The 26,621-nt window shown below is 36.9% G+C and carries 32 protein-coding genes; 11 read left to right on the forward strand and 21 right to left on the reverse strand.

Annotated elements, in window-relative coordinates; all coding sequences use genetic code 11:
• Positions 1–18: 18 nt before the first annotated feature.
• The 5 genes from C9J31_RS21920 to C9J31_RS21940 all read right to left on the reverse strand — a co-directional run bounded on the left by C9J31_RS21920 (position 19) and on the right by C9J31_RS21940 (position 3,561).
• Positions 19–999, reverse strand: a complete 981-nt coding sequence (locus C9J31_RS21920) for an ABC transporter substrate-binding protein (RefSeq protein WP_107948692.1) — start codon at positions 997–999, stop codon at positions 19–21.
• A 225-nt stretch (positions 1,000–1,224) separates the two neighbouring features.
• Positions 1,225–2,061 (reverse strand): helix-turn-helix domain-containing protein, encoded by an 837-nt coding sequence (locus C9J31_RS21925; RefSeq protein WP_235616227.1) that lies wholly within the window; start codon positions 2,059–2,061, stop codon positions 1,225–1,227.
• A 9-nt stretch (positions 2,062–2,070) separates the two neighbouring features.
• Entirely contained in the window at positions 2,071–2,532 is a 462-nt protein-coding gene (locus tag C9J31_RS21930) for a DinB family protein (protein ID WP_107948690.1), read from the reverse strand.
• A gap of 19 nt (positions 2,533–2,551) precedes the next feature.
• Positions 2,552–3,229 carry a nucleotidyltransferase family protein gene (locus tag C9J31_RS21935; protein WP_338016343.1) on the reverse strand — a complete coding sequence of 226 codons (678 nt, stop codon included), beginning with the start codon at positions 3,227–3,229 and terminating at the stop codon, positions 2,552–2,554.
• Complete coding sequence (locus C9J31_RS21940) at positions 3,196–3,561, reverse strand: YybH family protein (protein ID WP_425312808.1); 366 nt, start codon at positions 3,559–3,561, stop codon at positions 3,196–3,198. Before C9J31_RS21940 ends, C9J31_RS21935 begins: the two co-directional genes overlap by 34 nt.
• A gap of 224 nt (positions 3,562–3,785) precedes the next feature.
• Here C9J31_RS21940 and C9J31_RS21945 point away from each other — a divergent pair, with 224 nt between their 5' ends.
• Complete coding sequence (locus C9J31_RS21945; RefSeq protein WP_107948686.1) at positions 3,786–4,277, forward strand: SRPBCC family protein; 492 nt, start codon at positions 3,786–3,788, stop codon at positions 4,275–4,277.
• 38 nt (positions 4,278–4,315) lie between these two features.
• Here the strand turns inward: C9J31_RS21945 and C9J31_RS21950 are convergent, their stop codons facing one another.
• The 3 genes from C9J31_RS21950 to C9J31_RS21960 form a co-directional block, all read right to left on the reverse strand.
• On the reverse strand, positions 4,316–5,116 hold the full coding sequence (locus C9J31_RS21950) for a hypothetical protein (protein ID WP_107948684.1): 801 nt from the start codon (positions 5,114–5,116) through the stop codon (positions 4,316–4,318).
• Between the two features lie 71 nt (positions 5,117–5,187).
• Positions 5,188–6,816 (reverse strand): ribosomal protection-like ABC-F family protein, encoded by a 1,629-nt coding sequence (gene abc-f, locus C9J31_RS21955; protein WP_107948682.1) that lies wholly within the window; start codon positions 6,814–6,816, stop codon positions 5,188–5,190.
• A gap of 502 nt (positions 6,817–7,318) precedes the next feature.
• Positions 7,319–7,684 carry a hypothetical protein gene (locus tag C9J31_RS21960; protein WP_054768659.1) on the reverse strand — a complete coding sequence of 122 codons (366 nt, stop codon included), beginning with the start codon at positions 7,682–7,684 and terminating at the stop codon, positions 7,319–7,321.
• A gap of 132 nt (positions 7,685–7,816) precedes the next feature.
• Between C9J31_RS21960 and C9J31_RS21965 the strand changes: the two genes are divergently transcribed.
• The 3 genes from C9J31_RS21965 (at position 7,817) to C9J31_RS21975 (ending at position 10,278) form a co-directional block, all read left to right on the forward strand.
• A complete protein-coding gene (locus tag C9J31_RS21965) occupies positions 7,817–8,686 on the forward strand; it encodes an endo alpha-1,4 polygalactosaminidase (RefSeq protein ID WP_107948680.1) in 870 nt (289 codons plus the stop codon).
• A 286-nt stretch (positions 8,687–8,972) separates the two neighbouring features.
• Positions 8,973–9,464 carry a DUF2243 domain-containing protein gene (locus tag C9J31_RS21970; protein ID WP_054768665.1) on the forward strand — a complete coding sequence of 164 codons (492 nt, stop codon included), beginning with the start codon at positions 8,973–8,975 and terminating at the stop codon, positions 9,462–9,464.
• 16 nt (positions 9,465–9,480) lie between these two features.
• Positions 9,481–10,278: a cytochrome c oxidase assembly protein gene (locus tag C9J31_RS21975; protein ID WP_107948678.1), complete on the forward strand. Its 798-nt coding sequence runs from the start codon at positions 9,481–9,483 to the stop codon at positions 10,276–10,278.
• A gap of 27 nt (positions 10,279–10,305) precedes the next feature.
• Here C9J31_RS21975 and C9J31_RS21980 read toward each other — a convergent pair whose 3' ends face one another.
• Positions 10,306–10,818 carry a DNA-deoxyinosine glycosylase gene (locus C9J31_RS21980; RefSeq protein ID WP_107924044.1) on the reverse strand — a complete coding sequence of 171 codons (513 nt, stop codon included), beginning with the start codon at positions 10,816–10,818 and terminating at the stop codon, positions 10,306–10,308.
• An 18-nt stretch (positions 10,819–10,836) separates the two neighbouring features.
• The gene (locus C9J31_RS21985; RefSeq protein WP_244854844.1) at positions 10,837–11,436 is read right to left on the reverse strand and encodes a DUF2268 domain-containing putative Zn-dependent protease; all 600 of its coding nucleotides are present in this window, start codon (positions 11,434–11,436) and stop codon (positions 10,837–10,839) included.
• A 307-nt stretch (positions 11,437–11,743) separates the two neighbouring features.
• On the opposite strand from C9J31_RS21985, the gene C9J31_RS21990 reads away from it, so the two are divergent.
• Positions 11,744–11,995, forward strand: a complete 252-nt coding sequence (locus tag C9J31_RS21990; RefSeq protein WP_054768660.1) for a hypothetical protein — start codon at positions 11,744–11,746, stop codon at positions 11,993–11,995.
• A gap of 84 nt (positions 11,996–12,079) precedes the next feature.
• Here the strand turns inward: C9J31_RS21990 and C9J31_RS21995 are convergent, their stop codons facing one another.
• On the reverse strand, positions 12,080–12,814 hold the full coding sequence (locus C9J31_RS21995) for a polysaccharide deacetylase family protein (protein WP_107924097.1): 735 nt from the start codon (positions 12,812–12,814) through the stop codon (positions 12,080–12,082).
• Positions 12,815–13,179: 365 nt separating this feature from the next.
• Between C9J31_RS21995 and C9J31_RS24095 the strand changes: the two genes are divergently transcribed.
• The 4 genes from C9J31_RS24095 to C9J31_RS22010 all read left to right on the forward strand — a co-directional run bounded on the left by C9J31_RS24095 (position 13,180) and on the right by C9J31_RS22010 (position 15,346).
• Complete coding sequence (locus C9J31_RS24095; RefSeq protein ID WP_010860471.1) at positions 13,180–13,302, forward strand: hypothetical protein; 123 nt, start codon at positions 13,180–13,182, stop codon at positions 13,300–13,302.
• Positions 13,303–13,546: 244 nt separating this feature from the next.
• The gene (locus C9J31_RS22000) at positions 13,547–13,849 is read left to right on the forward strand and encodes a YunC family protein (RefSeq protein WP_010860472.1); all 303 of its coding nucleotides are present in this window, start codon (positions 13,547–13,549) and stop codon (positions 13,847–13,849) included.
• Between the two features lie 137 nt (positions 13,850–13,986).
• A complete protein-coding gene (locus tag C9J31_RS22005; protein ID WP_107948674.1) occupies positions 13,987–14,616 on the forward strand; it encodes a DUF2238 domain-containing protein in 630 nt (209 codons plus the stop codon).
• A 79-nt stretch (positions 14,617–14,695) separates the two neighbouring features.
• Positions 14,696–15,346 carry an SIMPL domain-containing protein gene (locus tag C9J31_RS22010; protein WP_107948672.1) on the forward strand — a complete coding sequence of 217 codons (651 nt, stop codon included), beginning with the start codon at positions 14,696–14,698 and terminating at the stop codon, positions 15,344–15,346.
• A 70-nt stretch (positions 15,347–15,416) separates the two neighbouring features.
• Here C9J31_RS22010 and C9J31_RS22015 read toward each other — a convergent pair whose 3' ends face one another.
• Positions 15,417–15,968, reverse strand: coding sequence for a histidine phosphatase family protein (locus tag C9J31_RS22015; protein ID WP_107948670.1), 552 nt, complete (start codon positions 15,966–15,968; stop codon positions 15,417–15,419).
• Positions 15,969–16,212: 244 nt separating this feature from the next.
• Positions 16,213–17,133: a DMT family transporter gene (locus C9J31_RS22020; RefSeq protein WP_107948668.1), complete on the reverse strand. Its 921-nt coding sequence runs from the start codon at positions 17,131–17,133 to the stop codon at positions 16,213–16,215.
• Between the two features lie 118 nt (positions 17,134–17,251).
• Here C9J31_RS22020 and C9J31_RS22025 point away from each other — a divergent pair, with 118 nt between their 5' ends.
• Together C9J31_RS22025 and C9J31_RS22030 are read left to right on the forward strand one after the other, a co-directional pair.
• The gene (locus tag C9J31_RS22025) at positions 17,252–18,592 is read left to right on the forward strand and encodes an aminotransferase-like domain-containing protein (protein WP_107948666.1); all 1,341 of its coding nucleotides are present in this window, start codon (positions 17,252–17,254) and stop codon (positions 18,590–18,592) included.
• Between the two features lie 268 nt (positions 18,593–18,860).
• Entirely contained in the window at positions 18,861–19,130 is a 270-nt protein-coding gene (locus C9J31_RS22030) for a group-specific protein (RefSeq protein WP_107924039.1), read from the forward strand.
• A gap of 320 nt (positions 19,131–19,450) precedes the next feature.
• Here the strand turns inward: C9J31_RS22030 and C9J31_RS22035 are convergent, their stop codons facing one another.
• From C9J31_RS22035 to C9J31_RS22070, 8 genes are all read right to left on the reverse strand, one after another.
• Entirely contained in the window at positions 19,451–19,609 is a 159-nt protein-coding gene (locus C9J31_RS22035; RefSeq protein ID WP_107924037.1) for a DUF1540 domain-containing protein, read from the reverse strand.
• Between the two features lie 93 nt (positions 19,610–19,702).
• Positions 19,703–20,584, reverse strand: a complete 882-nt coding sequence (locus C9J31_RS22040) for a helix-turn-helix domain-containing protein (RefSeq protein ID WP_107948665.1) — start codon at positions 20,582–20,584, stop codon at positions 19,703–19,705.
• Between the two features lie 80 nt (positions 20,585–20,664).
• On the reverse strand, positions 20,665–21,927 hold the full coding sequence (locus tag C9J31_RS22045) for an erythromycin esterase family protein (RefSeq protein WP_107948663.1): 1,263 nt from the start codon (positions 21,925–21,927) through the stop codon (positions 20,665–20,667).
• 27 nt (positions 21,928–21,954) lie between these two features.
• Complete coding sequence (locus C9J31_RS22050) at positions 21,955–22,683, reverse strand: ABC transporter permease (RefSeq protein WP_107948661.1); 729 nt, start codon at positions 22,681–22,683, stop codon at positions 21,955–21,957.
• Positions 22,683–23,393 carry an ABC transporter permease gene (locus tag C9J31_RS22055; protein ID WP_107948659.1) on the reverse strand — a complete coding sequence of 237 codons (711 nt, stop codon included), beginning with the start codon at positions 23,391–23,393 and terminating at the stop codon, positions 22,683–22,685. The genes C9J31_RS22050 and C9J31_RS22055 overlap by 1 nt, the downstream gene beginning before the upstream one ends.
• A complete protein-coding gene (locus C9J31_RS22060; RefSeq protein ID WP_107948657.1) occupies positions 23,390–24,301 on the reverse strand; it encodes an ABC transporter ATP-binding protein in 912 nt (303 codons plus the stop codon). The genes C9J31_RS22055 and C9J31_RS22060 overlap by 4 nt, the downstream gene beginning before the upstream one ends.
• Before the next feature lie 90 nt (positions 24,302–24,391).
• Entirely contained in the window at positions 24,392–25,783 is a 1,392-nt protein-coding gene (locus C9J31_RS22065) for a HAMP domain-containing sensor histidine kinase (protein WP_107948655.1), read from the reverse strand.
• Positions 25,780–26,448 carry a response regulator transcription factor gene (locus C9J31_RS22070; RefSeq protein WP_107924033.1) on the reverse strand — a complete coding sequence of 223 codons (669 nt, stop codon included), beginning with the start codon at positions 26,446–26,448 and terminating at the stop codon, positions 25,780–25,782. Before C9J31_RS22070 ends, C9J31_RS22065 begins: the two co-directional genes overlap by 4 nt.
• Between the last annotated feature and the right edge of the window lie 173 nt (positions 26,449–26,621).

The following is a 26,621-nucleotide window of genomic DNA, read 5'->3' on the forward strand; positions in this document are numbered from 1 at the left end:
ACTACCAGCCTGTTTAAACTATTTAAGTAATTTTTCCGCTGCAACATCTAAGAATTTTACTTTAGACCAGGCAGTACCACCTTGAGCTAAAGGCTCAATCGCATTAACAAAAATCTGATCATTTTGTGATGCCTTTAAGCTGGCAAATATTGGATTCTTTTGAAGTTCCTCTAATGCTTTCGGTGCATCCGTATTTTCAGATTGCTCAAATTGTAGGAAGATAGCATCCGGATTTACCTCTGCTAATGTTTCTAGCGACAGTTCAGCCTGAGCTTTTGCAGTATTCACAATCTCTGGTACTGGCGCTCCTAAATCTTCATATAACACTGGGTTTAAGTAAACTCCCGCAGGGTAGACATACATCACACCGCCACGTACACGAATAATTAACACAGACTTGTCTGCTAACTGCTCTTTTGATTTTACTTGTGACTCAGCCACTTTTGCTTCATAATCAGCAATGATTTTTTCTGCCTCACTCTCTTTTCCAGTAAGCTGTGCAAGTACTGTTAAGTTATCCTTCCAGTTTGTTGAAATATGTGAATAAGGAATCATTGTTTGGATTTTTTTCAGCTTCTCAGCCGTTTCTTCAGGGAATTTTGATGTTCCTATAATTACGTCTGGATCCAGAGATAGAATAGCCTCTGCATTCGGTTCCATTTTGTTACCTACCAGTTTAGCGTCTGCAAAATCCTTAGCAAGGTATGATGGGACTTCCCCAGCAATTTCAAGTACACCGACAGGCTTAATACCAAGCATTGCTGCGTCTTCCATAGACTCTAGGCTTGCCGCGACGATATTATTTACCTTCGCTGGTAATTCATATGTCTCCCCTAAATAGGTAATTTTCTGAGTTGTCGACTGTTCCGTAGTTTCTGTAGAACTCGATTCCGCAGCCGAGCTCGTTGCAACTGTAGACTCTTCCGCTTTCTCGCCACCACATGCAGCTAAAGATAAAGCTAAAAGTGCAGGTGCACACATTTTGAAATATTTATTCATGTTTAATCGCTCCTAATCATTTTCAACATCTATAACGATAATGATAATCATTTTCAATTATAAGTCAATAGTATGGATATATTTAATTGATATTGATTATCATTTATGGATGCTATTTTAACAAAGAGAAAAATGGCTGTGAATGGACATATTTTTTTATCACATGGATTTTTGCCGATTTTCACTAAAAAAAGAGCTGTTTCTTTTATACAAGAAACAACTCACTTATACATATCTCGCTTCCTCATTCATCATTTTTCGATACATGGTTGGTGACAATCCAGTACATTTTTTAAACACCCGACTAAAGTAAAAGCAATCTAAATAACCTACACATTCTGCTATTTCCGCAATTGTACTATCGCAAGATTGCAACAAGTCCTTTGCTCTTCTTATACGGTATTCGGTTAAATAGCTACTTGGATTCATCCCTGTATGCTGTTCAAAGAGATCGGCAAATCGACGACGCTCCACAGCAAATTCCTGTGCGATTTTTGTGATTGAAAGTGGCTTTGCATGGTTTTCGTGTATATATTGTAAAACCTGCTCCATCATTTCACTGGTTGTATCTAAAACCTTCATTTTTGCCGACACTAGAATGGCTTCCACTAGATTCATAAATAACGTCTTGGATTTGAATGTTGCCATACTACCTGGCATTGAATAGCTTTCTAAAAGTTGCTGTACAAAGTTAATAATTTTTGTGTTGTCACCTGTATTTATCAAGAAATGCTGCTGGGTTAGTGGGAAGAGTGCGCCCACTTCTGGCGAAACGTGATAATGCACAACTGCATATTCCCACACCTTATCACCAATCACGTTGATTTCTATTGGCATTTGAGGGCCTGCATGTACTACCATTCCTGGCTCCATCGTATAAGTAGTGCCATTGAAACTAAAGTTAGCACGGCCAGCAAGAGGTATGACTAACCCACACTTTCCAGGAGCTGTTGTTCGGCCCGCATCCATTCTTCCTGCTTCTATTTTATTGGTAAAAACATCTAAAAAGGTCACAGATGCGTGCGCATAATAATCAATTATTTGGTTTACGGTAATTTCCATTCTACACCTTCACTTTAGGACCTTTTGAATCTGTAAAAAATGTTGCAGATCATGGTCCATCAAGCCTGAAAAATAACGATAAAGTGTCAGTTTTGATCCACCAATATGTAAACTTTGCTGCCATTGTTTATCTGTAAAATGATGTAGCGCATTCGTTAGTTGCTGTCTACCATTCACAAACTTCTCAATCGTTTCTTCTTTACTTTGTAAACGGCTGCTATGCGCTGCATGTGCGTTCATTTCCTTGACATTCGGTGACTTTGGCAGATTGTCCTCCGTAAATAAAAACGGAATACGTTTACTTACCACAAATTCATCCCAAGGAATAAGATGTCCAATAACCTCAGCAACTGACCATTTCCCAAGAGCTATTGGTGTTCGCCACTGTTCTTCTGTAACATTCACCAAGTTCTTTACCCACACTATAGATTTTTCGTAATGTACCAGTATTTGCTTTTTATCTGGGTTCAAGCTCTTCCACTCCTCTACTTCAGTCAAAAATCTGTAACTTCGGCCAGATTGATTTCCACTGTTTCTTCTGTATCCTTTGTTGATAAATCTTATACAGTCGCTCATCTTTTTGAAAGTATGGTGTAGGAGAAACAATTCCAGAGACTAAATGATTGATTCCATAGGGCGCAGTAATTTCGAGTAAATTATTATTTAACCTCACCCCAATTGCTGTTGGCGTTTCTGGAAAATGTGCGATTCCATCTGTAGAACATTGATAAGGGTTACTATTATTTATCAAATGCATCCTTGCTTGATTTTTCACAGACCAAGGCTCATTTGGTAAATATTTTCGCAATTGTTGTTCATACTGTTTTTCAATTGCCTCTGAGGTCGTCAATGTATCGAAATAAATGACATCAATATCGGCAATTGGGGTTCTATTGCTATATTCATGAAGAGTATCCCATACCTTAGAGCGCATAAATCCTGCACATATCCAACAATCAGGTAACTGTAATTTCTCCACAGTTTTTAAAATGTCCATCATCCAGGTATCTGCCCTTATTAATGCTGCTAAGCCACCCTCAGTTTTTAAACACTCCATAAAATCAAACCTTTCAGCTAGAAAAGTAACTAGATGCTTTCCGATACTCTCTAATTTTCCATACGCACTATCACCTGCTAACTGCTTAAATGTTCGTGAACTAATTTCCATTCATTATTCACTTTAGTAAATACATTTGTTGCTCTTCCGCTACCAGATATAAATTTTTCATTATAATAACCTTCGTAGTGGTATGTATATATACAGGTAGCGGATGTTTCATCAACTGTAAGCCATTGAACATTCGTAGCACTATAAACCTCTTCCTTTATAAGATCCCATGCATGGTTGAAATAAGCTCCAATCTCTTCAAGGGATGTGCATGTTTTATCAGTAAACCAATAAACCGCTTCGGGATGTAATAATTCTTTAACGTTATTGAAATCATGTGTGTTCGTTGCTTCTATATAACAGTCTAACGCTTTTTTAAATGACAAAATCATCTCTCCTTTTTTATTCTTATTTTAGCTGATTTTAAATTTCATAGGAACACCTTTTCTCCATAGCTGAACCGAGAACTATTTTAATTGGGGGTACCTTGAGAGAAACAAGAGAGAAAAAGACACTTACTCAATCAAATTATTTTAGATTCACAGCGAAAGAAGAAGATATGAAAGAAGGCGTGACAAATAAGTTATAATGATTATAAAAAAAGAGGTAGATACTAATGCTTGCTACTATTCAAAAGCAACCGAACAATTATGTCGTTACATTCACACGCTCCCTTGCCCATTCAATTGATGCTGTTTGGGCAGTACTGACGGAAAATGACAAGCTTCAGAAGTGGATGAGCAATTTAGAAGTGATTGATCTTCAAAAAAACGGCAAAATGCACTTTAATAGGAATGATGGTACAGATGCTTTTGAGGAAATCACCATTACAGATTATGCAAAACAACAAACGCTCGAATTTGATTGGGGAAAAGATTCCGTACGCTTTGAACTTTCTATGACTCGCGAAGGTTCAATATTGGTGTTGCAGGAAACAATCAGTGAGCTAACGGATCATACGCCTAAAGATTTGGCAGGTTGGCATATCTGCTTAGAACTTCTGTGTGATTTACTAAATGGCATTGTTCACGATGAGTTTCCGATGGAGCAATGGCGAAAATGGTTTGCGGAGTATGAATTACTTATCGCACATGTAGAGAACAATTAAAATATCCCCGAGTAAAAAATATACTCGGGGATTTACTATTAACGGCTAAATGCTGTGGCAATGGCAAGTGCATTCATTGGTTCTTTGATTGAATCAAGCGTATAAACAAGCTTTTCATCTTGCCAGACTATTAAATTACCGGATTTATAAACATCTAAATGGACAAAGCCGTTTTGGTTTGGAATTGGTAGCGTATGCGTTTCTAAATATTGAACTGCTTGTTTAGCTAACGCTACACCTGCTTGTGGATTATCCGTCCGAGTATGCGCTGCTAATGACCATCTCCCCTCATTCCAACCGGTCCATAACGAGCCAGCGCCAGCATCCTGATAGCCTGTAATATCAAATCCAAGATCAACTTGCTGCCCACCATTTTGACTGTAATCCTCAAAGGCAATTTGCTCACTTGCTTCGGCTACGCTGTCATATTGCGTTACAAGCAATTTTGCAATCACAGTCGCATCGGTTGAATTTTTGAGTTTTATATCATTAATTGGCATATACTTTTCGCTTTCAAAAAATACAATTTCCATCACTTTATCTACAACCTTTGTTGTTGCAGTTAAAAATGTACCCTCTGTTAAAGGAAGCTCTTTTGGTAAGACAACTGCTAAATCAGTCTCTAGCTGTTCCTTTACATTTTTAAGAGCCTCTGCCTGGGTTACAGTGGATACCGTTTCTTGAGGTTTTGTTTCAGATGTGTCGTTTGGCTTATCATTTGGTTGATTTTCTTCTTGCTGGTTATTTTGTATTTTTGTATTGTCATCGTTGTCCGTAGTACATGCGCCCACTAAGCTTGCACTAATTAATAGTAGCGGTAACAATAATCTCTTTGTCATGTAAGACACCCCTCTTATAAGAGTTAGTATAATTATTTTTTCCCTAACTGATGATCTCTTAAACGTTAAGTTTACAGTTCATTTATGCGTTTTGTAAGCGCATTAAATTTTCGATCGAGCGTTGCATAATCCTTATCCTTCGCTGTTAGGAAACTCAACTTGCCAAGTATTTCTTGTCTTTCATTTTCAAGCTTTAATCGAAGACTTTTTAAATCATCTACTGCTGCGGGAACGCTATCTTTCCACTTTTTGTAGATGTATTTATTGTCAATTACCCACTCACTATCTGTAGTTTTTTCAAGAAAATAACGGTCATGTGACACCACAAGTAATGTACCCTTATAGTGCGCTAATGTTTGCTCAAGCTGCTCTCGTGAAGGTAAATCTAGATGATTGGTCGGTTCATCTAAAATCAGAACATTCTTTTCCTCTAAAATATAGGCCATTAGTTTACACTTCACTCGTTCCCCCATACTCATATTACCAATCGGTGCCGTCCAATGGGTAGGTGTAAACCCTAAATGCTTCATTAAATTTTGGACTTTTCCTCGCTCTTCAAAGGTTTCTCGATAAAAGAATTTCTCAGGTGTTTGGTTGAGTGGTAAATCAAATACCTCTTGTGTTAAGTAGCCTATATTGGCAGCTGGCGACATCCAAATTTCACCTTCTGCCTTTTCTCGCGCTAATAGCACCTTTAACAAGGTTGTTTTCCCACTACCATTCGGTCCAATAATCGCAATCTTTTCACCATATTGAATCGTCAGGTTAACATCTTTAAACAATAGACGATTTTCAAAACACTTAGTTACATGTTTCAACTCTAAAAAATGTTTGCCAACACGTTGACTAGTTTTTAATACAAATTGTATTTCGTCATCCGGTTCAACGCGATTCACCTTTGCCTTTGCCAACTCTTTTTCAAGACGCTTCTTCTTGGATTTTACCTGTGCATCCATGCGCTTTGCTTTGACACGGTAATGTTCCTTAAAGCCCTCTTGCTTTGTAGACTGTGTATGCGCCTTCTGCGACCAAGACGTTAGCTCCTTCATCTGCGCTTCTATGCGCTCAATATTTTTTTGTTGCTTATCATAGGCACGTTGTTGTGCTAATCTTTGCTGTTCTCGCGCTGCCATATAGCTCGAGTAATGCCCGTTGTGTTCAATCAGTTTGCACTCTTCAATTGACCAAATTTTTGTTACTACCTCGTCTAAAAAATAACGATCATGTGACACCACAACGATTGTACCGCCATAATTTTTCACTTTAGTAATTAGCATAGCTGTACTTTTTTCATCTAAATGGTTCGTCGGTTCATCTAATAATAAAAGCTGCGCATCCTGTGAAAAGCCCCTTGCCAATCGCATTTTAAGCTTCTCTCCACCACTTAACGCTGAAAATGCTATGTTAGGCACATGCCATTTAGCTAACAAATCTGCCTCATGGGGTATTACTTCCTGCGTATCAAATTCAGCTCGTTCCTGTTCAACATAGGCCATTTCCACAGACTGCAACCATCGTAGCTGCCCTGTTGTTGGTAATAACGAGCCTTGTATCAGTTGTAATAACGTAGATTTACCCGCTCCATTTCTGCCAATAATACCAATCACCTCACCTTGCTTCACTGAGGCTGTTACATTGTCAAAAATCTGAGTATCCATCACTTCATAACGTACATCTTGTAATTTTAAAAGTTCTTTCAATCAAACCATTCCTCTCTACTTGGAGGCACAAAAAAACCCTCCAATTTTTTTGGAAGGATTAGTCGCAAAAAACCGTACACAAATAAACTATACTTCATAGCTTATCATTGTTTACCTGTGCTTTAGCACGTTCAGATTCTTACTTTAACACACAAAAAATACACACAACATTAAAGGAAAGAATAGACATGCAAAGTACCTGGTTATAGGTTATTTTATGGAAAACGGGCAGACTAATCCTATGTTTTAATTCAATGAAATTCATTTTAAATTCCATGCCTAAAAATAAGATTAGTTAATCATCAGTCACCCATCGTCCCTTCATTTATAATTACAATAATTGTAACATTCACTTCCTAAAAACGAAACATTATTTAATCGGCAGCCAAATTTCAGCGTAATAGTAGTCACTTGAAGCATATTTCTCCATATTCTTTTATCCATATAAAAAGGGCTGTGTATTTTTATCTATACCTATACACAGCTCTTGACGTTTTTTATACTATCTAAAACATTCAAATGATCGAATGTTATTTCTTATAATGGTACGGAATTGCCACCCATATCTTCTACTCCAGCGGAACCCTGCAACAAATTCTCTCCCAACGGCCGTTGGGAAGAACCAAAAACTTCTTCCATTATTCAACCATATAAACGTAAATGTAAATAAGCAAGAACGTATACCACTAGAACCTACCCGCCAAGCAGGAATTGGTGGTGAAAATCCAGGGGGTGACCCCATTGGCATTTGTCCCACTGGCGTTCCAAAATTCGGTGGTCCAAACTGTGATGATTCGAAATAATCAGGGCTACCCCAACCAGGACGTCTAAAATCGTCTCCAAATTGATTATTTGGATTGAAATACAATACAAATCCCTCCTTTTACATATTTCAATATATGTACAGGGCGAAAGTCCGTTTGAGCAATAGCCTACCCCTCACTAGTCTAGAATTGCTGTATAATCAATCAAAGTCAAATTACTTAATAAAGGAGATCTAATGCGCAAAATATACATCATTATATTAACTGTCTTATTTATAAGTACCTGCTTACTGTTAAATAACAACGTCAACGAACTACCAAATCCATCCACAACTATTAAGGAAAAACTAGCAGCGGTTGAAGACTATAAATATTATTTGGATAAAGGAAATAATACAATTGGCCAAGAGATGCAGAAAATGGATTTGGTTATTGTCGAACCAATTGAAATGCAACAGCCCTATATCGAAGCGGCTCAAGAAAAAGGTACATTAATTTTTGGTTATATTAATGCGATGGAGGCAGACAAATGGAATGAGGCCTTTTATCAACAATTACAAGAAATCGATTTTTACAAAGATGAATATGGCGAGAAGATGTATTTTGCTGAGTGGGATTCTTATTTAATGGATATGACTTCCGCACATTACCAAAATCTCTTACTACAAGAGATTCAAAAACAAATCGTACATAAAGGCTTAGATGGCGTATTTTTAGATACAGTCGGCAATATAGATTCCTTTTTGCCTCCCAAAGAACAAGGGCAACAAAATCAAGCGATGCTTGCCTTCATCAAAAAAATTAAACAGCAATTTAATGGTTTGTCAGTTGCCCAAAACTGGGGCTTTCAGACACTAGCAGAATACACAGCACCCTATATCGACTTTATCATGTGGGAAAATTTTTCATATGATGTAGTTGGAGAGGACGACTGGTCACTAGATAAAATGAATAAATTGAAACAACTACGAGAAAAGTTCGGTACACAAGTCATGACTATCGGCTTTAACGAGGAAACGCAGAGTCGTGTGTTAGCAGAAAAGCATCACTTTAAATTCTTGTATAACCCTGCAGGTTCTTATTACAATAGTTGGAAAATAGATTAAATTTTACGTATCGTTTCCAGAGGTCATTTTATAGGAGCCATCCACATTACCTTCGAATAATATTGTTCTGCTTAATTGTTTAATGAAAAATCCCATGGGTAAACTAATAAAGTACAACTTCAATCAATGGGGTCCTTGATCCCCACTCATTGTAAGTTAAACCAATCAGGCTTTTACGGTCAGTTAATCGCCCTTCTAATGTACGCGTTGTCATCTTTCAACAGGAGAAGGGTATCTTACTGACCGTTAATGCGGAAAAAAATTGTTCCTACATGAGGTGAATACATTGACTATTTCAAATATCACAGCAGAGAAAACACTTAAACATGAAAATCGTTATAAGTATGGGCAACGTAATCTTTGGACAGGCCTATTATTTGGTCTAGGTGTAATAGCCTTTATAGACGAGGTAATCTTCCATCAATTATTACATTGGCATCATTTTTACGATAAATCCACCGCTAATATTGGATTAGTGTCAGATGGTTTATTTCATGCCTTTAGTTTTTTTGCGACAATCGGGTCTGCTTTTTTACTTGCGGATTTGCATCGAAAACATGGATTTTGGGTGAAACGATGGTTAAGTGGAATATTCATAGGGGCAGGTGCTTTTCAACTATATGATGGTATTATTCAGCATAAACTGATGAAACTTCATCAAATTCGCTATAATGTCAACATTCTTCCTTATGATGTAGTTTGGAATGTACTAGCTGCTATTCTGATTTTAATTGGCATTGTCTTACTTCTACAAACAAAAAATTCAGTTAAACAATAAGGAGGTTCTTTGACCATTGCATGTACATGATAATCACACGCATAGTATCTCTATCATTGCTCAGCTTATTTTAGCCGTACCATTTATTATCTCACTATTTATATATATATTTGCTGTATTTCTTTCAAACCGGCATAAGAAACAATGGCCCTTATATCGCTCCTTTTTATGGATTGTTGGACATCTATGTGCCATAGCAACCTTAATCGGCCCATTTGCTGAGCGTACTCATATTAGTTTTTCCGCCCATATGATTGGGCATCTATTACTAGGAATGCTGGCGCCTCTCCTAATGGCTCTGGCGGCACCTATGACCCTACTATTAAGATCCATTCCCGTGAAAATGGCTCGTTCCCTCTCGCTGTTACTGCGAAGAAAACCTTTTAACGTTCTTCGTGACCCTATTTTTGCATCTATTCTTAATGTAGGTGGACTATGGTTGCTGTATACTACACCACTTTTTACGATGATGCACGAAAGCACATTTTTATTTATTTTTATACACATTCATATTTTTTTAGCAGGCTATTTGTTTACCATTGCATTTATTTATATAGATCCAACTCCACATCAATCATCCTATATTTATCGCTCTATTATTTTATTATTAGCGCTAGCAGCTCATTCCATTTTATCTAAACGTATATATGCTTATCCTCCTAGCAATGTTTCTATCGAGCAAGCAGAACTAGGTGCAATGATTATGTATTATGGTGGAGATGCTATCGAGATTGGGTTTGTTTTTTTGCTTTTTTACCAATGGTTTAAAAGTAGTCGCAAATCTATTCACCCGAAGGTTGTTGCACCTAGATAAAGAAATCCCTTCAGGTACTGCATTCATTTATGAAGACAAATAAGATTGCATTACACGCCAATCCGTTAGCTTTTCCTCAAAAGATTTAATATTTTTGCCAGGTATAGGACTTGTCGATGGCATTTTTAAATATTTTTTATCTGTCAATATCTCGAACCCAATATGCTTTTTAAATACTTGGAACGCTTTTGAACCATTAAAAAGTACAAGTTGAATATCAGGGTAACGCTCAAAAAGTGTGTTAAAATTATTTGGTTTTTCATTTCGTATTGCGGCATCTAAGCTTCCTTCACGCTCACAAGACTCTATTGTATCCCAAAGACCAATATGATTTTCCTGTAACAATTGAAGTCTCTCGGTGTAATTCTCTGGTATCTCTACTCCTAAGATTTCTCCGATAATTGGCCAAAAATGATTGCGTGGGTTGCCATAGTATTGTTGTTTCTCTAATGATTGCTTGCCCGGCATTGATCCGACAATAAGCACCTTTGTTGACGGATCAATTACTGGTGGTAAAACATTTTTTAGTTCATGTGTCATCAGAATCACTCCTTTCTTCTATTGTAGCGGAAAATCAGAACCTGCAACTATTTCCTGTGCTGATTTCAAATAGAGCTTACCTTTAGGGAAATTCTTTTTATAAGTTCGTACAATTTCATAGCCGATGCAATAACCAATCCATTTAGGTAGCTTGCCACCATATAAGAACTCAATATGATTTTGCACACCTTGTATATCTAAAACAGGTAAAAAATTGACCTGCCATATCTTCAATACCTCTTTTTTTGAGTAGTGCTTCAACCACGGAGCCAACCATTTGTCACCATACAGTTCTTCTACCGCACATTCTGCCAGCCCCTCTAAAATGAGAGAGTCCCTCAACGTCATTTCATCTAAAGTCTTATTGACATACTGCAGGCGACAAACATGATTATATTCATGAGCAAGTAATGCTTTCAGTTCCTCTTTTTCAAGACCCCTAGCTATAAATAGAAACACGGCATTAGGATAAGCAACACCATTTTTTCTTGTCTGTGATTGTTCCAGAGTTATCGGGAAAATATAGATAGGGACATCTGGGCCATTCCATTGCTTTTTTAGTCGCTCAAATTCTTTCTGCACAATCTCCCAAACATGCTCTTTTTCTAATTCATCCACAGCTACTTCCTCATGTGCTTGAAATAGTCCGTTTTGCTGTAAATTATATTGAATTTCTTCAGGTGACAAATCTATAAAAACATCCTTTAAGGGATGACAAAGTAAGGTGCACTGTATCTCCTCCAAATTTTTTTCATTATGCCCTTTGCGTACATTATTGAAATTGTTAAGCCACTGATTTGTAGGTCTTACTGACATCTTCCCATCCTTTTTTCATAGCTTATGCCTTGGATAGACAATCGGCTAATGCTGAATGTGCACAACCGCATATATTAACTTGTAATGAAGATAGAAAGGAGGGAAATTTGTGAATCCAGCTGATGCTTATAATCTTTGCTGTAAATATCATGGTAAACGCGTAAAAATTACTGATACATCTGGCAGAGTCCACGTGGGGGAAATAACAAGGGTAGACAGAAAACAGGTATGGATTCTACCTGATAGACGATATGGTGGCTATGGACTAGGTTTTTGGGGCTTTAGAGGTTCAGGATTTGGTTTTGGTATCGCACTAGGTACTATTTTTGGCATAGCACTAGCACCAATTTTGTTTTTCTAAAAAGTAAATTGCAAATGGTTTTTACTGCTTCCATCGCATTTAAAATAAGCCATCTCACACTATATATCGAGATGGCTCATTTTTTTATTTCACTGCCTCTTGTTGTTGCTTGCTTTCAATTAACTCAGATACGGTAACAAAAGTATATCCTTCCTTCTTTAATGTTGGCAAAATTTCTTCAAGTGCTTTCAGCGTTTGTGTACGATTGCCACCACCGTCATGAAAAAGAATAACATCCCCTGGCTTTGTACCGTTCAGTACTTTTTTAACAATTTTACTCACACCTGGTTGTTTCCAATCCTGTGTATCCTGATGCCAAGACCACATCACTACTTTGTATCCATCCTTCACCGCAGCGTTAATCATTTTGTCATTATAATTTCCACCTACAGGGCGAAACAGAACAGGATAGAAGCCCGTAATACTATAAATCATTTCGTTCGTCTGCCGCAGTTCCTCCTGTAAATCAGTTACTGAAATTTTAAAAGGATGCGTATACGTATGGTTGGCTAATTCATGTCCTTCCGTATAAGTGCGTAAAACAAGCTCAGGATATTTTTCCGCATTTCCTCCAACAACAAAAAAGGTCGCCTTTGCCTCATACTTGGCTAATAAATCTAACACTCCTGCTGTATACTTGGGATGCGGGCCGTCATCAAAGGTCAGGGCAACAATTTTATCTTTAGTGTTAATATCCCACACAACTTCCCCTGTCTCCTCATAATAGCTTCGACCTTTATCAGCAAAGGTTTTCAAGCCTGCATAAAATATCGAGAGGATTAAAAAGCCAGCCGTTAAAATCAATATGTGCTTACGCATCATAGCATCACCTCCCATGCACAATTTCACCTAACTACGTTAACTTACTATTTGCGTAATACCATGAATTATACTTCAGAATGACTGGCTGATTTCACCTACATCCCCTCAAAAACTACACCTATAAAATGGTTAGAAATGTTTTCATTTCAACACATTATGGCCGTTCATATACTGATCTTCATATAATATTCACAAATGGTTGCTTATTTTTGAACGATTTGTGAAAACAATCACATAACACTTTCTTTTTTAAAATATAGATGTAAAATAGGTATTACAACTGATATATAACAACCGAGGATGAATATCATAAAATACCCGATTGTTATAGTACAAATTCCGTAGACAAAGGGGACTTTATAATGTGGGTTATTACAGTTTTTGAAAAAGATACTTTCCGTATGTTCGAGTACAGCACTAAAAACGAGGCTACAATTGCATTAGAAAAATTTAAGCAAACTGCAATGCTTTCCTATACAAAATAATTTAATGACAAAGCTACTCAAAGGAGTAGCTTTTTTTATTTTAATTCCTTTTCGTAAACCTTCTAAATCCTGCTACAGCTTTTATTTGTAAGCTCTCAGATTAAGAAAGGACAGTTCCGCACCTACAGTTGTTATGGATATTTAATAGGGATACCGAACGGCTGTTACATACTTTTTAAATTGAAATATCTTGAACACCTTTTTGTCTATTGCCATATGTATATAGAGAAAAGGGGTGAATTAAATGGTGACAATTGAACCTATTATGATTAAAGGGCATTTTTTCACAGCTGTAATTGTTCATTTACCAAAAACAACATTACTGACAATTTCAAATGATACAGGCTACATCATGTGTGGTGCATTAGATGTGGGTCTTTTAAATAGTCGTTTAGTGGACCGTAAAATTGTTGCTGGTCGAGCAGTTGGTGTTAAAACTATCGATGAGTTATTGACGGCTCCGCTTGAATCCGTTACCTATGAAGCGGAACAGCTTGGCATATTTGCAGGAATGACTGGGGTAGAAGCATTATTAAAAATGATTTAACCTAGTCAACAGCGGATATGACTAGAACCATTTATTACGTCAATCATAAAAATTGGATTTTATTCAGCTGGTGTTTTACATCGGCTGAATAAGCTAATCACTTTTACCTAATACTATAGAGTAAGGGAGTGATTATAATGAATACAGCTAAACACTTGAAGATACATTTAACTTTATTATTTATTGTTATTGGCGTTTTTATATGGTCTATTATCAAACCCGTTTCTTATTTGGATTGGTTGGCAGAGGTCAGCCCGGGTGTAATCGCAATTATTACAGTTACTGCCATCTACCACAAGTTCCGCTTCACAACACTTTCCTATTTTATTATCGCTCTTTTATCTATTTTGACATTCATTGGTGGGCATTATACTTATTCAGAAGTCCCTCTTTTTAACTGGTTAAAGGAGGAATTCCATTTACAACGTAATCACTACGATCGTTTTGGACATTTCCTTAAGGGACTAATGGCAATTGTGGTAAGAGAAATTTTATTACATAAAACGCAATTAGCCAAAGGTGCGTGGTTATCCGGCATTACCATTAGTATCATGCTTGCCATTGCAGCTTTATATGAAATTATAGAATGGCTTAGTACAAAAATTTCTAAGGGAGGACATGTTTCTAAGGACTTTTTAGGGATGCAAGGTGATAAATGGGATGCTCAATGGGACATGTTTTTAGCCCTAATCGGGACAATCTTGACACTACTCCTATTCACCAAATTACATGATAAATTATTAAAAAAGCAGTCAAGGGGAACCTGAAGATTACCGGCTAAACATAGTACCATTCCTATAACGAGCATAGCATAATGAGTATGAACAATTTGGAAGGTGGTATTCGATGTATTATGCAAATTTTAGTCCGCAATCAACACCTGCACTGCGTATCATCACCGTAACGGGGAATGGCAAGGTCCTTGCTGCAGCTAGTTATGTCCAGCTTCAAATTGAGGTTAGCACACAAGGAGAAAATGTACAGGAAGCACAACAAGAAAATGCTAATATTATGTATCGTGTACTTCAATCCATCTTGGCACTTAATATCCCAAGAGAAAATGTACAAACTGCGGCATATAATATTGCACCTATCTATGATTTTGTAGACGGCAAACAGGTATTTAAAGGCTATGAGGTGTCAAATGCCATTACGGTTAAAATACCGGACACAAACCAGGTTGGGGCGGTCATTGATACGGCTGTGCAAAATGGTGCAAATCGTATCTCGTCCATTCAATTTAAAATTGACAATGTTGATGTATATTATCAACAGGCGCTCAGTTTAGCTCTTCAGAATGCCCAAATGAAGGCCAAAACAATTGCCGAAACGATGCAATTGCCTTTACATCCTCAGCCAATCGAAATTGTCGAAGAACATGAAAGTGGCCCTGTCCTATATAAAACGATGGCAATGGCAGAATCTTCGATTTCAACTCCTATTGAACAGGGTCAAATGACCGTTAGTGCAACTGTTAGAGTCAAATTTCCATATTAAATATTTTGCCAAAATATTGAGTGAAACAAGGGCTTACTACATTTCATGTAGCAAGGCTCCTTGTTTGGAGCTACGCTTTTTCTTCATCCCAAATACGTTTTATTGTCACTTCATTGTGAATATTGCTTAATTGAAAAACATCCGGATTACGAAGGTTTTCCCATACCTGAAAATTAATATCACGTTGATAATGTTTTAACAGTAAAGATATTATATTCCCGTGGCTGACGATAATTGTATTTTCTGTCCCACTTGTAAAGGTTTCATTTACAACATGTACGATGCGATTCATTGCTTCTTGACTAGACTCTCCACCGTCATATTTTAATTCCATATCATAAAATGTAGCTTTTAGTTTTTCATACCAGTCAGGTAAGTCTCTTGTACTTAAAATACGCTCTGTGAGTCGCTCCTCTATTTCAATCTTTACATTCTTTCTTGTACTTAAAGGCTCTATAGATTGAATAGCACGTAAAAAAGGACTTGAAATTATTCGGTCTATTTTGACATTGTTGAAGAAATTAGCTAAAGACTTAGCCTGTTTTAAGCCATTTTCTGTTAGTTCACAATCTGAAGATTGCCCCTGAGCTGCACAATGTCTAATAATATAAATCACATGCAAACCTCCTTTTCGCTACTGGAAATAAGGGTATTCAACCTCATTATTATTAATTACTATATGTGCATTTTGTTGAGGTCTATGCTCGTTTAACTTTGCTAAAGATTGCCATTTGGACCTAAAGGTATTAACAATTTCTGCTTAAAAGCATTGTTATCATATGCATCTTCTATATTAACCAATAGCCGATTCTTCCCCTGTCTATAGCTCATTGGGAGCCCCCAATGAGCTTATAACAAGTAAAAGGCTATATTTTTTCGTTGCTTTTTCTCTCATTTCCAAAATAGTTAGTGCCTACAACCCCAATAATAATGACAATAGCTCCGATTAGATGATATAGATGGAATGCCTCTTGCAAAAAGATAACGCCAGCAACTATCGTAATGAGTGTGGCAAAATTACTAAAAACACTCATTTTTGATGCTTCTATTTTAGATAATGCATAGTTTGAAAGATAGGATGTACCGAGTGACGATAAAATACCTAAATATAAAATAGCTAGAACAAAATCAATATGCATAAAGGGTAGGAAGAATTGATTGATAGTACCGTTTACTACATGATTACCGACTGCTATTGCGTTAAACACAAGAAATCCACATAATGTCATAACATATGTTAATGTCACTAATGTGTATTGTTGTATTAACTTTCTAGCAAAGACGTTATATAACGATGTAGCGAGCGCAGATAGTAAAATGAAGCCACTGCCAATTATATTCGCGGTATTAGTGCTCTCTCCATTCATAAAGAGCATATATATAACACCAATGACCGATAAACTAATAAAAATAAGCTGTCTGCGTGTAGCTTTTTCCTTTAATAACGTACTGGCAAATACTACTGTAAAAATAGGAACAGTTGCATGAATAACACCCGCTTCTGAGGAAGATATACGGGCCAATCCAAACACCTGGAAAGTGAAAAAAGCGATTGGGTATAATAATGCCAAAGGTAAAATTTTCAATAAATCATATTTGTCGATTTTCATTTTTTCTCGCTTAAGCACAACTAAGATGCTGACCCCAATCATTGCAATCGTAAAACGATGTGCAAGTGAATCCATTGAACTTGCGACAGCTAGTGTCATTTTAACGAACATAAACGAAAGCCCAATAACGAATGCATAAATAATTGCTGCTGTATAGGCCTTTCTTTTTTCTGCCATATGATAAACTCCTTCTATATTCTTTCCGGCCGGTAAAGCTATCGTATTAAAAAATATACAATTGCACGATATCAAAAAAACACATCTGTACCGATACAGATGTGTAGGGAGGTTGAACATGCTTAAATATGACTTTATCTACAATCAATTAATACAACAAATTCAAACAGGTACCCTTTTGGCTGGTGCAAAGCTGCCCTCTATTAGAAATTTATCCCAACAATTTTCTTGTAGTAAAAGTACAGTACTAACAGCTTTAAAGAAACTAGAAAATCAACATTTGATCTATGCAATCCCTAAAAGCGGCTATTTTGTTGTGGATCATCAGCTACCACATGTACCATCAGCAAATGATTTTATAGATTTTGCGACATCATCTCCAACTTGGCATGCTTTCCCTTACAAAGATTTTCAGCACTGCATTAACAAAGCGATTGATACATATCAAGCGGACTTATTTCGTTATGGCACACCCAAAGGCTTACCATCATTAATTGTCGAGGCAAAAAAGTTATTAGAAACATATCAAATATTCACACATGAAGACAATATTTTCATTACTTCAGGTGTTCAGCAATCCCTATCCTTGCTCAGTATCATGCCTTTTCCAAATCAGCGCACAACCGTGCTAGTAGAACAGCCAAGTTATCATTTATACATGGATTATTTGAAAACCTATAGACTGCCAGTAATAGGTATTAAAAGAACGGCTCAAGGCATTGACTTAGATGAATTAGAACAAATTTTTAGTACTAATACTATTAAATTTTTTTATACAATGCCTCGTTTCCATAATCCACTCGGTTGTTCTTATAACAAAAAAGAAAAAGATAGTATTCTTAAACTTGCTGTTAAATATGATGTTTATATTGTGGAAGATGATTATTTGGCTGACTTTGAGCAAAATTCGAAAAGAGATTCATTATTTACTGAGGATCTGGAAGAGCGTGTAATTTACTTAAAAAGTTTTTCTAAAATTATGTTTCCAGGTTTACGTATTGGACTGGCAGTGCTGCCTCCTGCATTAATTAGCACTTTTCAGCAATATAAAAATACTACCGATATTGATAGCTCCATGATTTCACAAGCGGCCTTGGAGCTTTATTTGAAAAGTGGCATGTTCAATCGCTATCAATTAACCGTAGCTGAGGATTATAAGCAGCGTGCCAATACTCTTCAGCATTCCCTAAATAAGCATTTACCGATGTATAAAACAGCTACGGATAATTGCATGCAGAGCCATATCATTTTACCAAAGCAAGTCAATTTGAAGTTATTAATTCAACAATTGACACAGCAGCATATTTTTTTGGATAGCATTGAACGCAATTATTTAGATGGATTTTACCGTGAACGGATTTTAAAACTAAATGTTTCGAATATGGAAGAACAAAAAATTGACATGGGCATAAAAGAAATTGCTCTCGCCCTTACAAACTCCAATAATTATTTTAGTTAATAGCCACTTACTTGCCACTGTAAATAGTAAGAATTTACGAACCATGTTCGACTCATGAACGCCTATTGTTAGGCATATGTTTAGACAGGAAAAAGTGAAACTTCAATCAGTGGGAGTTTTCATCATCCTTCGCTGATTGTTAGTTGAACCAATCGGTCCTTTACTGTCAGTTGTTCACCCATCTAGTTATCTCGTTCTCATCATTCAACTTGAGGTGGGCGTCTTACTACTGTTAGGGCAGGATAAAACGGTGTACAAGGAGGATATGATGCAAAAAGAAAAAATGCGCCTTCGAAGAATTCAACATCTTGCTTATGAAATCATGGATGAGATGAATGCAGGGAAAGAATTGACGCGTTTTGATACATTAATTCCAGTGGTCGATAATTTATCCCGCGCAATTGGGGATTTAACAGATTCTGTTGGCAATTATTCGTTAGATTATGTAGAGGAAAAAGTAAAAAATGCTCATTACTTGTTATTCCAGAAAGATAAAGTGGATGTCCATCAAGAAAGTGAAACTTCAATCAGTCACTGATTGTTAGTTGAACCAATCGGGCTTTTACAGTATCATCTCAATAATTTATAGACGTGCACTAGTCAATTGGAACGCAGGCGGCGAGTGTAGCTGACGGCATTCGCCTTCGTTACAGAGCAATGCTTCCTGCAAAGAATAGCCTGAGCTAAAAAGCCCCGCACAAGCGTAGCGACGTAGAAACTGAAGCCATGCCACGAAAAGCGTCCGCTGTAGCAGAAATCACGGGGTTCCTATATAAAAGAAAAAACTGTAAACAAACTCAATTTTTTGAGTTTATCTACAGTTCGAGGGTAAACATATTAATGATTACCCTCATCCATTTAATGCGTTTCAGGTTTAAATGTTTTACAATCTGTATCCTCACTATTGGAAGCCTGTTGACCTTTTTGACTAACTACATAAATAGCTTCTGCGGTACATTTGTTTCCAGAGTCCCAATACGTGCAGTTATTGACTTCACATAAAATCTGTTGTGCCATCGTATCACACCTCCTCTGTTGTTATCTTTTACAAATTAGAGGTAATCAATACTTCACCACAAAAGAAATTCCAAAGATAACCTTTTCCACACCTTATTCGCTAAAGTCTAGATTAAAAGGTTGTTTTGGTAGTTGTTCTTGCGTAAGCATATTTGTCGTTGGGACTTTATTATCCACTTCCTCAAATCGAAAGCCATCCGCCCATACCTTTCCCGCACCAATTAACAGTACACCGAAGTAAATGGATGCACTTTCTTCTGGTACATCTAAAACGATGGAATAATGATTCCACTCCGTTGTCCCTTGAATGGACCGATTATCCATATTATCAAATTGAATGGTATCTCCAGTGCCGTTATCAATACGAAGCCATGCTCCGCATTTTGTTACTTGTGCAGTTTTTAAATAACACGACATTTTTAGTCGCTTTCCTTTGTACGCATGTGCTTGAAAGCCTTGCATCATCGTCGCAAAGTGCTCTCTATTATTCGTAACTTCCTTAGCATACAAAACACCTGATTTAGTTCCTGCGTGAAATACCGCTTCATCCACTTGAAATCCATATAGCTCAGGGTTCGCTCCACTTAATAGCCAACCTTTAATTGGTTGTTGTGCGTTCATCGCTTGTTCCTCCTCCATCATACTTAATGATTGCATTAATTTGCGGTATTTCCCCGGTGGCAACTTATACACATCTTTGAAAGCTCTTGTGAATGCTTCCTGCGATTGAAACTGGAGCTCAAATGCGATCGTTAAAATAGATTCATCTGAGTACAACAAATAGGAGGCAGCCGTAGCTAATCGGCGTACTCGAATATACTCGCCAATTGTTAAGCCCGTTTCGAGTTTAAAAATGCGGCTTAAGTGAAACCTCGAATAGCCAACAATTTTCGGAAGGCTCACTAACTGAATTTCCTCCGATAAATGCTCCTCCATATAGGCAATGGCCCTTTGTGTTGCACGACTATACTCCATATTGCTCACCTCACAAATTATCATAATCGATGATGTGAAAGAATTTTTGATAGTGCTTGCTAAATTGGTGCTTATTGTTGTTATTCCATCACTGTTGTTGCTGTTGCTTCTTTGACAAGAATAATGCCATCGTAGGCTTCTGATGGTGTCATTTTAATTGTATACAGCATCTTCGATAACTTATACCAAGGGCGGAAATCATCACCTATATTGCCCATTCCTTGTTCTTTCCTAAAAATATCCGATAATGCAGCAATTTCACTAGCTTTTTCAAAGTCTACATAGAAAATATTGTCCTTTACCTCACTAAATGCGTCCACTAATTCATTATGATGCTCTACAGTATAGTTTTTACGCTTACCTGATCCTGCGTTTTGTGCCTGAAACGTATTGTTAACAAAGTCAGTACCAATGGCAAAATACGCCTTTTCGTATAGCTCATTTAAGTACTGTCCCATTGATTTGTAACCTGCCATTGATGCGGATGTTTTCTCGATGTGACCGTTATGTGCCGACATAAGAACCTTATCATGACCCCGACTCGCTTCATATTCAACAATCCACTGCAAATTGTTTGCTAAATATTCATCCCGCAGGTCCATATAATCACTATCATTTAAAAACAATTGCGTTCGTTGTTTCATGATTTGTGCGTATTGTAAGGCAAAGGCAAAGGCATCATTAGATGATTGATTGATATAGGATGCCTTATTCGACTGTAAATCTATCATAATAGCCTCAATGATGGCATTTAGCTCCTTCAATTCACTGTTAGATAACTCTCGCATGGTCTCATTCGTAACGTGAGCTAGCTGTGTTGCATATTGCTTTGCCCTATCGTTGTTAACCACTTCATAATACTGTAAAATACCTTGCTTACTGTAGTCATAACGTTGCATATCATTACCGTAAAAATATACTTTATCTTTTTCATCCGCCGTCTTGTTATAGTCATGCATCCACTGAACAAATTCAATCATTTGTTCAGTTTGATATATGCCATAATCAAGAGCTCTCACAGCCTCTTCCGCTGTTCCAGCACCATTCAAAATAAACTGGTTTATTTGCTGCGCACCACCAAAATCGCCTTCTAAAACAAAGACACGGACATTTTCATTGTCCATTAATGCTTGTAATACATCCTTCTTTAATGTCTGAAATTCAATGTTTCCATGGGTTGCTTCACCAAATCCAATTACTTTTACATCATCCGGAATATCAATATCTACAATTGCCGTAGCATATTGTGAAGCATCCTTAATTGCTTCACCGTTATCACATCCCGCTAAAAAAACTGATAGAAAAATAGCTGTAACTATAAAACTCTTTTTAGAAAATAGCATTTTAATCTCCTCTACAATATGAAAAAGTTATACTGCTTTTCGTTGGAAATACAAATAACCTCCAAGGAAAAATACAATGAATCCTCCCCCTACTATTGTTAATAATTGATCCCAAGGTACAAAGAATACATCCTCTGTATTTCCACCTATATACATCATTGAAAAGGGTTGCGCCCATGGATAGTAAGGTCCAAATCGTTCAGAATTTATTGCAAATATGGCAGGCAACGTAAAAATAACGTTTACAGCAAATGGTGCGGCAAAACTCTTAAACAGTATAGACATCCACAACTGCAATGCAACTAAAGGTAATGTAGCCACCCATCCGCCAAGGATACTCTTCCAAACAATCTCCATTGGAAAAGGATCTGTAAAACCTTTCATCATGCCCACTGCATAGATAGAACATAAATATAGCAGTTGCATTGCCATGACCAGCATCATAATTAATAAATATTTTGCTACGAATACTTTCCCTCTTGTTACGGGTAATGCTAAAAGTTGTTTCCAACCGCCCGATTGATGTTCATATCTACATATAACACTAGCGAAAACACCTGTAATCAACGGTAAAAATAATAATGCATACGTTAAATTCATTGAAAATAAAGTGAGATACCACTCATTTATATGACTATCAACTTCAAGGTTTGAAGTTAATCCTATAAAAAGACCGATTATCGGCCCCGCCAAAATAATTGGCACCATTTTTGATTTTCGTAATTTATACCATTCAGCTTGCAGTAAAGCGCGCATTATTTCACGTCCCTTCTTGCAAAATCAATCATCCCAATAATGTACAAAATAATTCCTACAGCAAGACCGAACAGTACATTGATGATGGGCTCATCCCATTCATTCATTAATGACGGCCACTTCCAAATCATCCAATCTGGCAAAACGTACGCAGAATATGCAAAAATCACGCCAAAAATTCCTACTGTTATGGGAATTCCCTGGTTATGACTAACACTCGCAATCCAGAGCTGTAATGCCAATATCGGTAATGCTGCAAAGTATGGATAATAACTATACTTAGCTAGCTCCGTATAGGGTACACTTTCACCCAAATCTAAAAACATGCCATAAGCACATGTAAATACCATTAATAGCGTGGAAGACAGCAGTAACAATGTTGCCAATACCGTAAATTTTGATAAATACACAGTTAATTTAGAGACAGGTAAGGCTATTAATTGCTTCCAGGCATTTGTCTCATTTTCGATGCTTGCTATAAAAGATGTTAAAATTGCGATTCCTAGTACAAGGGCAAGCGGTGTAAAAGAATGGACATTTAATAAATAATAGCCCCAATCATCTTCGCTTTGCTGTAACAAATAGTCTTTCCTGACCCCGTAATTGACCATCTGAAGTGCAACCACACCAATAGGACCTAAAGCTGTTAAAAACCATAATCCTTTTCGTTTAATCTTCAAAAAATCAGCCGTCAACAGTTTTCCTATCATATCGCTTGTTCTCCTGTTGTCATTTGAAGGAAAATATCCTCTAAAGATCTTTTTTCCTCTTCGACTCGATAAATCGAAACCCCATCTTGCACAAGGATTTGCACGATTTTTGCCACTTTCTCATCCGAGCATTCATCCATTAAGATTTGCCCTTCTTTATATTCTGCCTTAATGCCATTCGCTACGAGGGAACGCCATGCTTGCTCGCTATTACTTACCTTGAATGAAACCTTTGGCTGTGCATAGGTGCGCATGGCTTCGATCGAATCTTGGAAAATTATTTTTCCCTTTGTGACGATGCCCACTGTTGTAGCCATTTGATCAATTTCTGACAGCAAATGACTTGAAATAATAATTGTCATCCCGTATTCCGAAGGCAGTCGTTTAATTAAATTCCGCATTTCAATAATGCCAGATGGATCAAGCCCATTTGTTGGTTCATCTAATATTAGTAGTTCTGGATTATGTAAAAGGGCCGCAGCAATACCTAAACGTTGTTTCATGCCGAGAGAAAACCCTTTTACTTTTTTATTTGCGGCATCCTTTAATCGAACAATTTCTAATACTTCATCGATACGCGATTTCGGAACACCTAATATTTTTCTTAAAGCTTCTAAATTTTCATAGGCCGTTAGATGTGGATAATAGGATGGATTCTCTACCAATGAACCGACTTTCGCTAAAATATTAATTCTTTCTTTCGTTATATCCTTCTGAAAGATTTTAATGGTCCCGGATGATGGCCTCATCAATCCTAAAAGCATACGAATCGTCGTTGTTTTCCCTGCTCCATTCGGCCCTAAAAATCCATATATTTCACCTTTGCGTATTTTTAAATCCATACCTGCTACAGCTTGCTCTTTACCAAAACGTTTCGATAGATTTTCTGTTTGTACGATATATTCCATTTCCCTCACCTCTTTATTAAGCATAAAAAACGAAGTTTAAAAGCAGGTAAGGACAAAGGTTAAAATTTGTTTAAAAAAAGATTTGCCCAGTTATTTGGACAAATCTTTTTGTTTTTTTATTTTAATGATGGTGCCAGATTCACTTGACGTAATATCCCACTCTAGTTCCATGCCTTTCACCATGAGGTCCACAATGGATAAACCAATGCCGGCACCTTTTGCATTTGATTCATTTTTCATGCCTTTCCCGTAATCCTTAATGATAAATGCATCATAGTGTGCTGTTGATTCTGTTTTCACGCCAAGATATTTCCCACTATTCGCATGTCGTAGTACATTTTGAAAAATATTATCAAATACGCGACCTAACCAAAGCGGGTCGATCAGCCACATATTGTCGTCAAATGCTTGTAGTTCAATATCAATGTCAAAGCCTTCCTTTTCAAAAACGGGATACCATGTAGTCATTTGTTCTCGTGCAAATCGCACCACATTAATTTCCTTTGGTTCAAAAATATATGTACTAGCCATAAGCAGTGTATAAGACATTAAATTTTCAATTAGTCCGTCAATATTCACAATGGAAGTTTCCATTGCCTGAATCGCTTGTTTGCCTTCTTCTGATAAATTCTCTTTACTGATGGAGTAAGCTTGCGCACGTATTTTTGTTAAAGGCGTGCGTAAATCATGGGACAGGTTAGCGATTAGTTGTCGCCGTAGCTGTTCTTCCTTCCTCTCGCGATGTTTACTCTCCCTCAGTTCGACCACCATGTGATTAAAAGTTTGTTCGAGCTGTCCGATTTCATCTTTCTTTTTCACATGTATCTCAATAGGTAGTCCATCTACATCCCGAATTTCCATTGCATCCTGTAGTTTTAATAAGCGTTTTCGAATCCCTCTAAAGAACAAAAAGGATATGCAAATAAAAAATAAGATAATGACAATAACACCCAAAAACACCAAGGAACCATATTGTTCATAAATATTCCTCAGTGGTGGATTAAATACATCTCTAGGAATTTCTAAAACAATAAAACCATTTGTTTCATCCTCCCCTACAAAGGCAATAACCGTAAAGGGATTTCCTCCATAACGCTCTTTAATAAATTTTGTTGTAAAGGAAGGTGTCCATGTTGATGGTAGCTGCTCCTGTACATTTACTTTTGAGCGTAGTGTGCCATCCTCGCTTATCCAAAACATTGCTGCTTTCGGATATCGCTGCTTCCAACTTTCAAAATGTTGCGTAATTGTTTCATCCGTAAAATTTTGTATGTGCTTCGCTTCATCGTGCCATCTTTCCTCAACATTGCTTTCTTGGTTAACTTCATTTAAACTTTCATCCTGCCCGGTTTTAGTGATTTCTAACGCAAAAAGGGCAATAACAAAGTAAGCCACCTGAGTAATTGACATGGCAATCAGGATAATCAACATGTATTTAGCTAATAATGATCGCAGAAAAAAAAATGGTCGCAAAAATTTCATAATTTCACCCTGTAGCCAATTCCACGTATCGTTTCAATAATCATTGGCTTAGCGGGATTTATTTCTATTTTTTCTCTTAAGTATCGAATATGGACCATTAATGTTTTATCACCTTCTATGTAGCTTTCACCCCAAACGCCTTCATAGAGCTGTTCTTTCGTTAATATTTGATTTAAATGACGTATAAAAAATTGCAGTAAGTAAAACTGTTTACCTGTTAATTGAATCTCGTCATTAGTTTGTCGGTTGATAACACGCATCTCTTTCGTATGAATTTTTAGATGCTGAAGTTCTAGTACATCATCATTCTTTTGATATCTCCTCAGCAATACCTCAAGACGTGCGACAAGCTCGTCTGGATGAAATGGCTTTGTTAAATAATCATCTGCAAAATTCAGGCCCTCTATTTTATCCTCTACTGCTGTACGTGCTGACAGCATTAAAATCGGCAATTCCTTATTTTCCTTTTTTATTCTCTTGCCAATAGAAAATCCGTCTAATCCGGGCAGCATAACATCCAATACAACTATATCTGCGGCTACAATGTATTTCTCGAGCTCTTCTCCCGATTCTAGCCAAGTTACCTCGTAGCCTCTTTCTGTTAAATCTCTTGTCACCCACTGACCTATTTCTTTTTCATCTTCTATGTACAATATACGAAACAATTTATATCCTCCAAATATATGACTTCGGCTTAATAGAAATAAGTGTATCCTCGAAAATCCATATTTTGTATTATACATTTACAAAAACGCTAACTCAAATCATAATTCTATATATCCAAGAATTTTAAAAATGGCGTGTATTGAAAAATATTTTTCAATACACGCCGAAATAT

The sequence above is a fragment of the Lysinibacillus parviboronicapiens genome (genome assembly GCF_003049605.2).
In the GTDB taxonomy this organism is placed as follows: Bacteria; Bacillota; Bacilli; order Bacillales_A; family Planococcaceae; genus Lysinibacillus; species Lysinibacillus parviboronicapiens.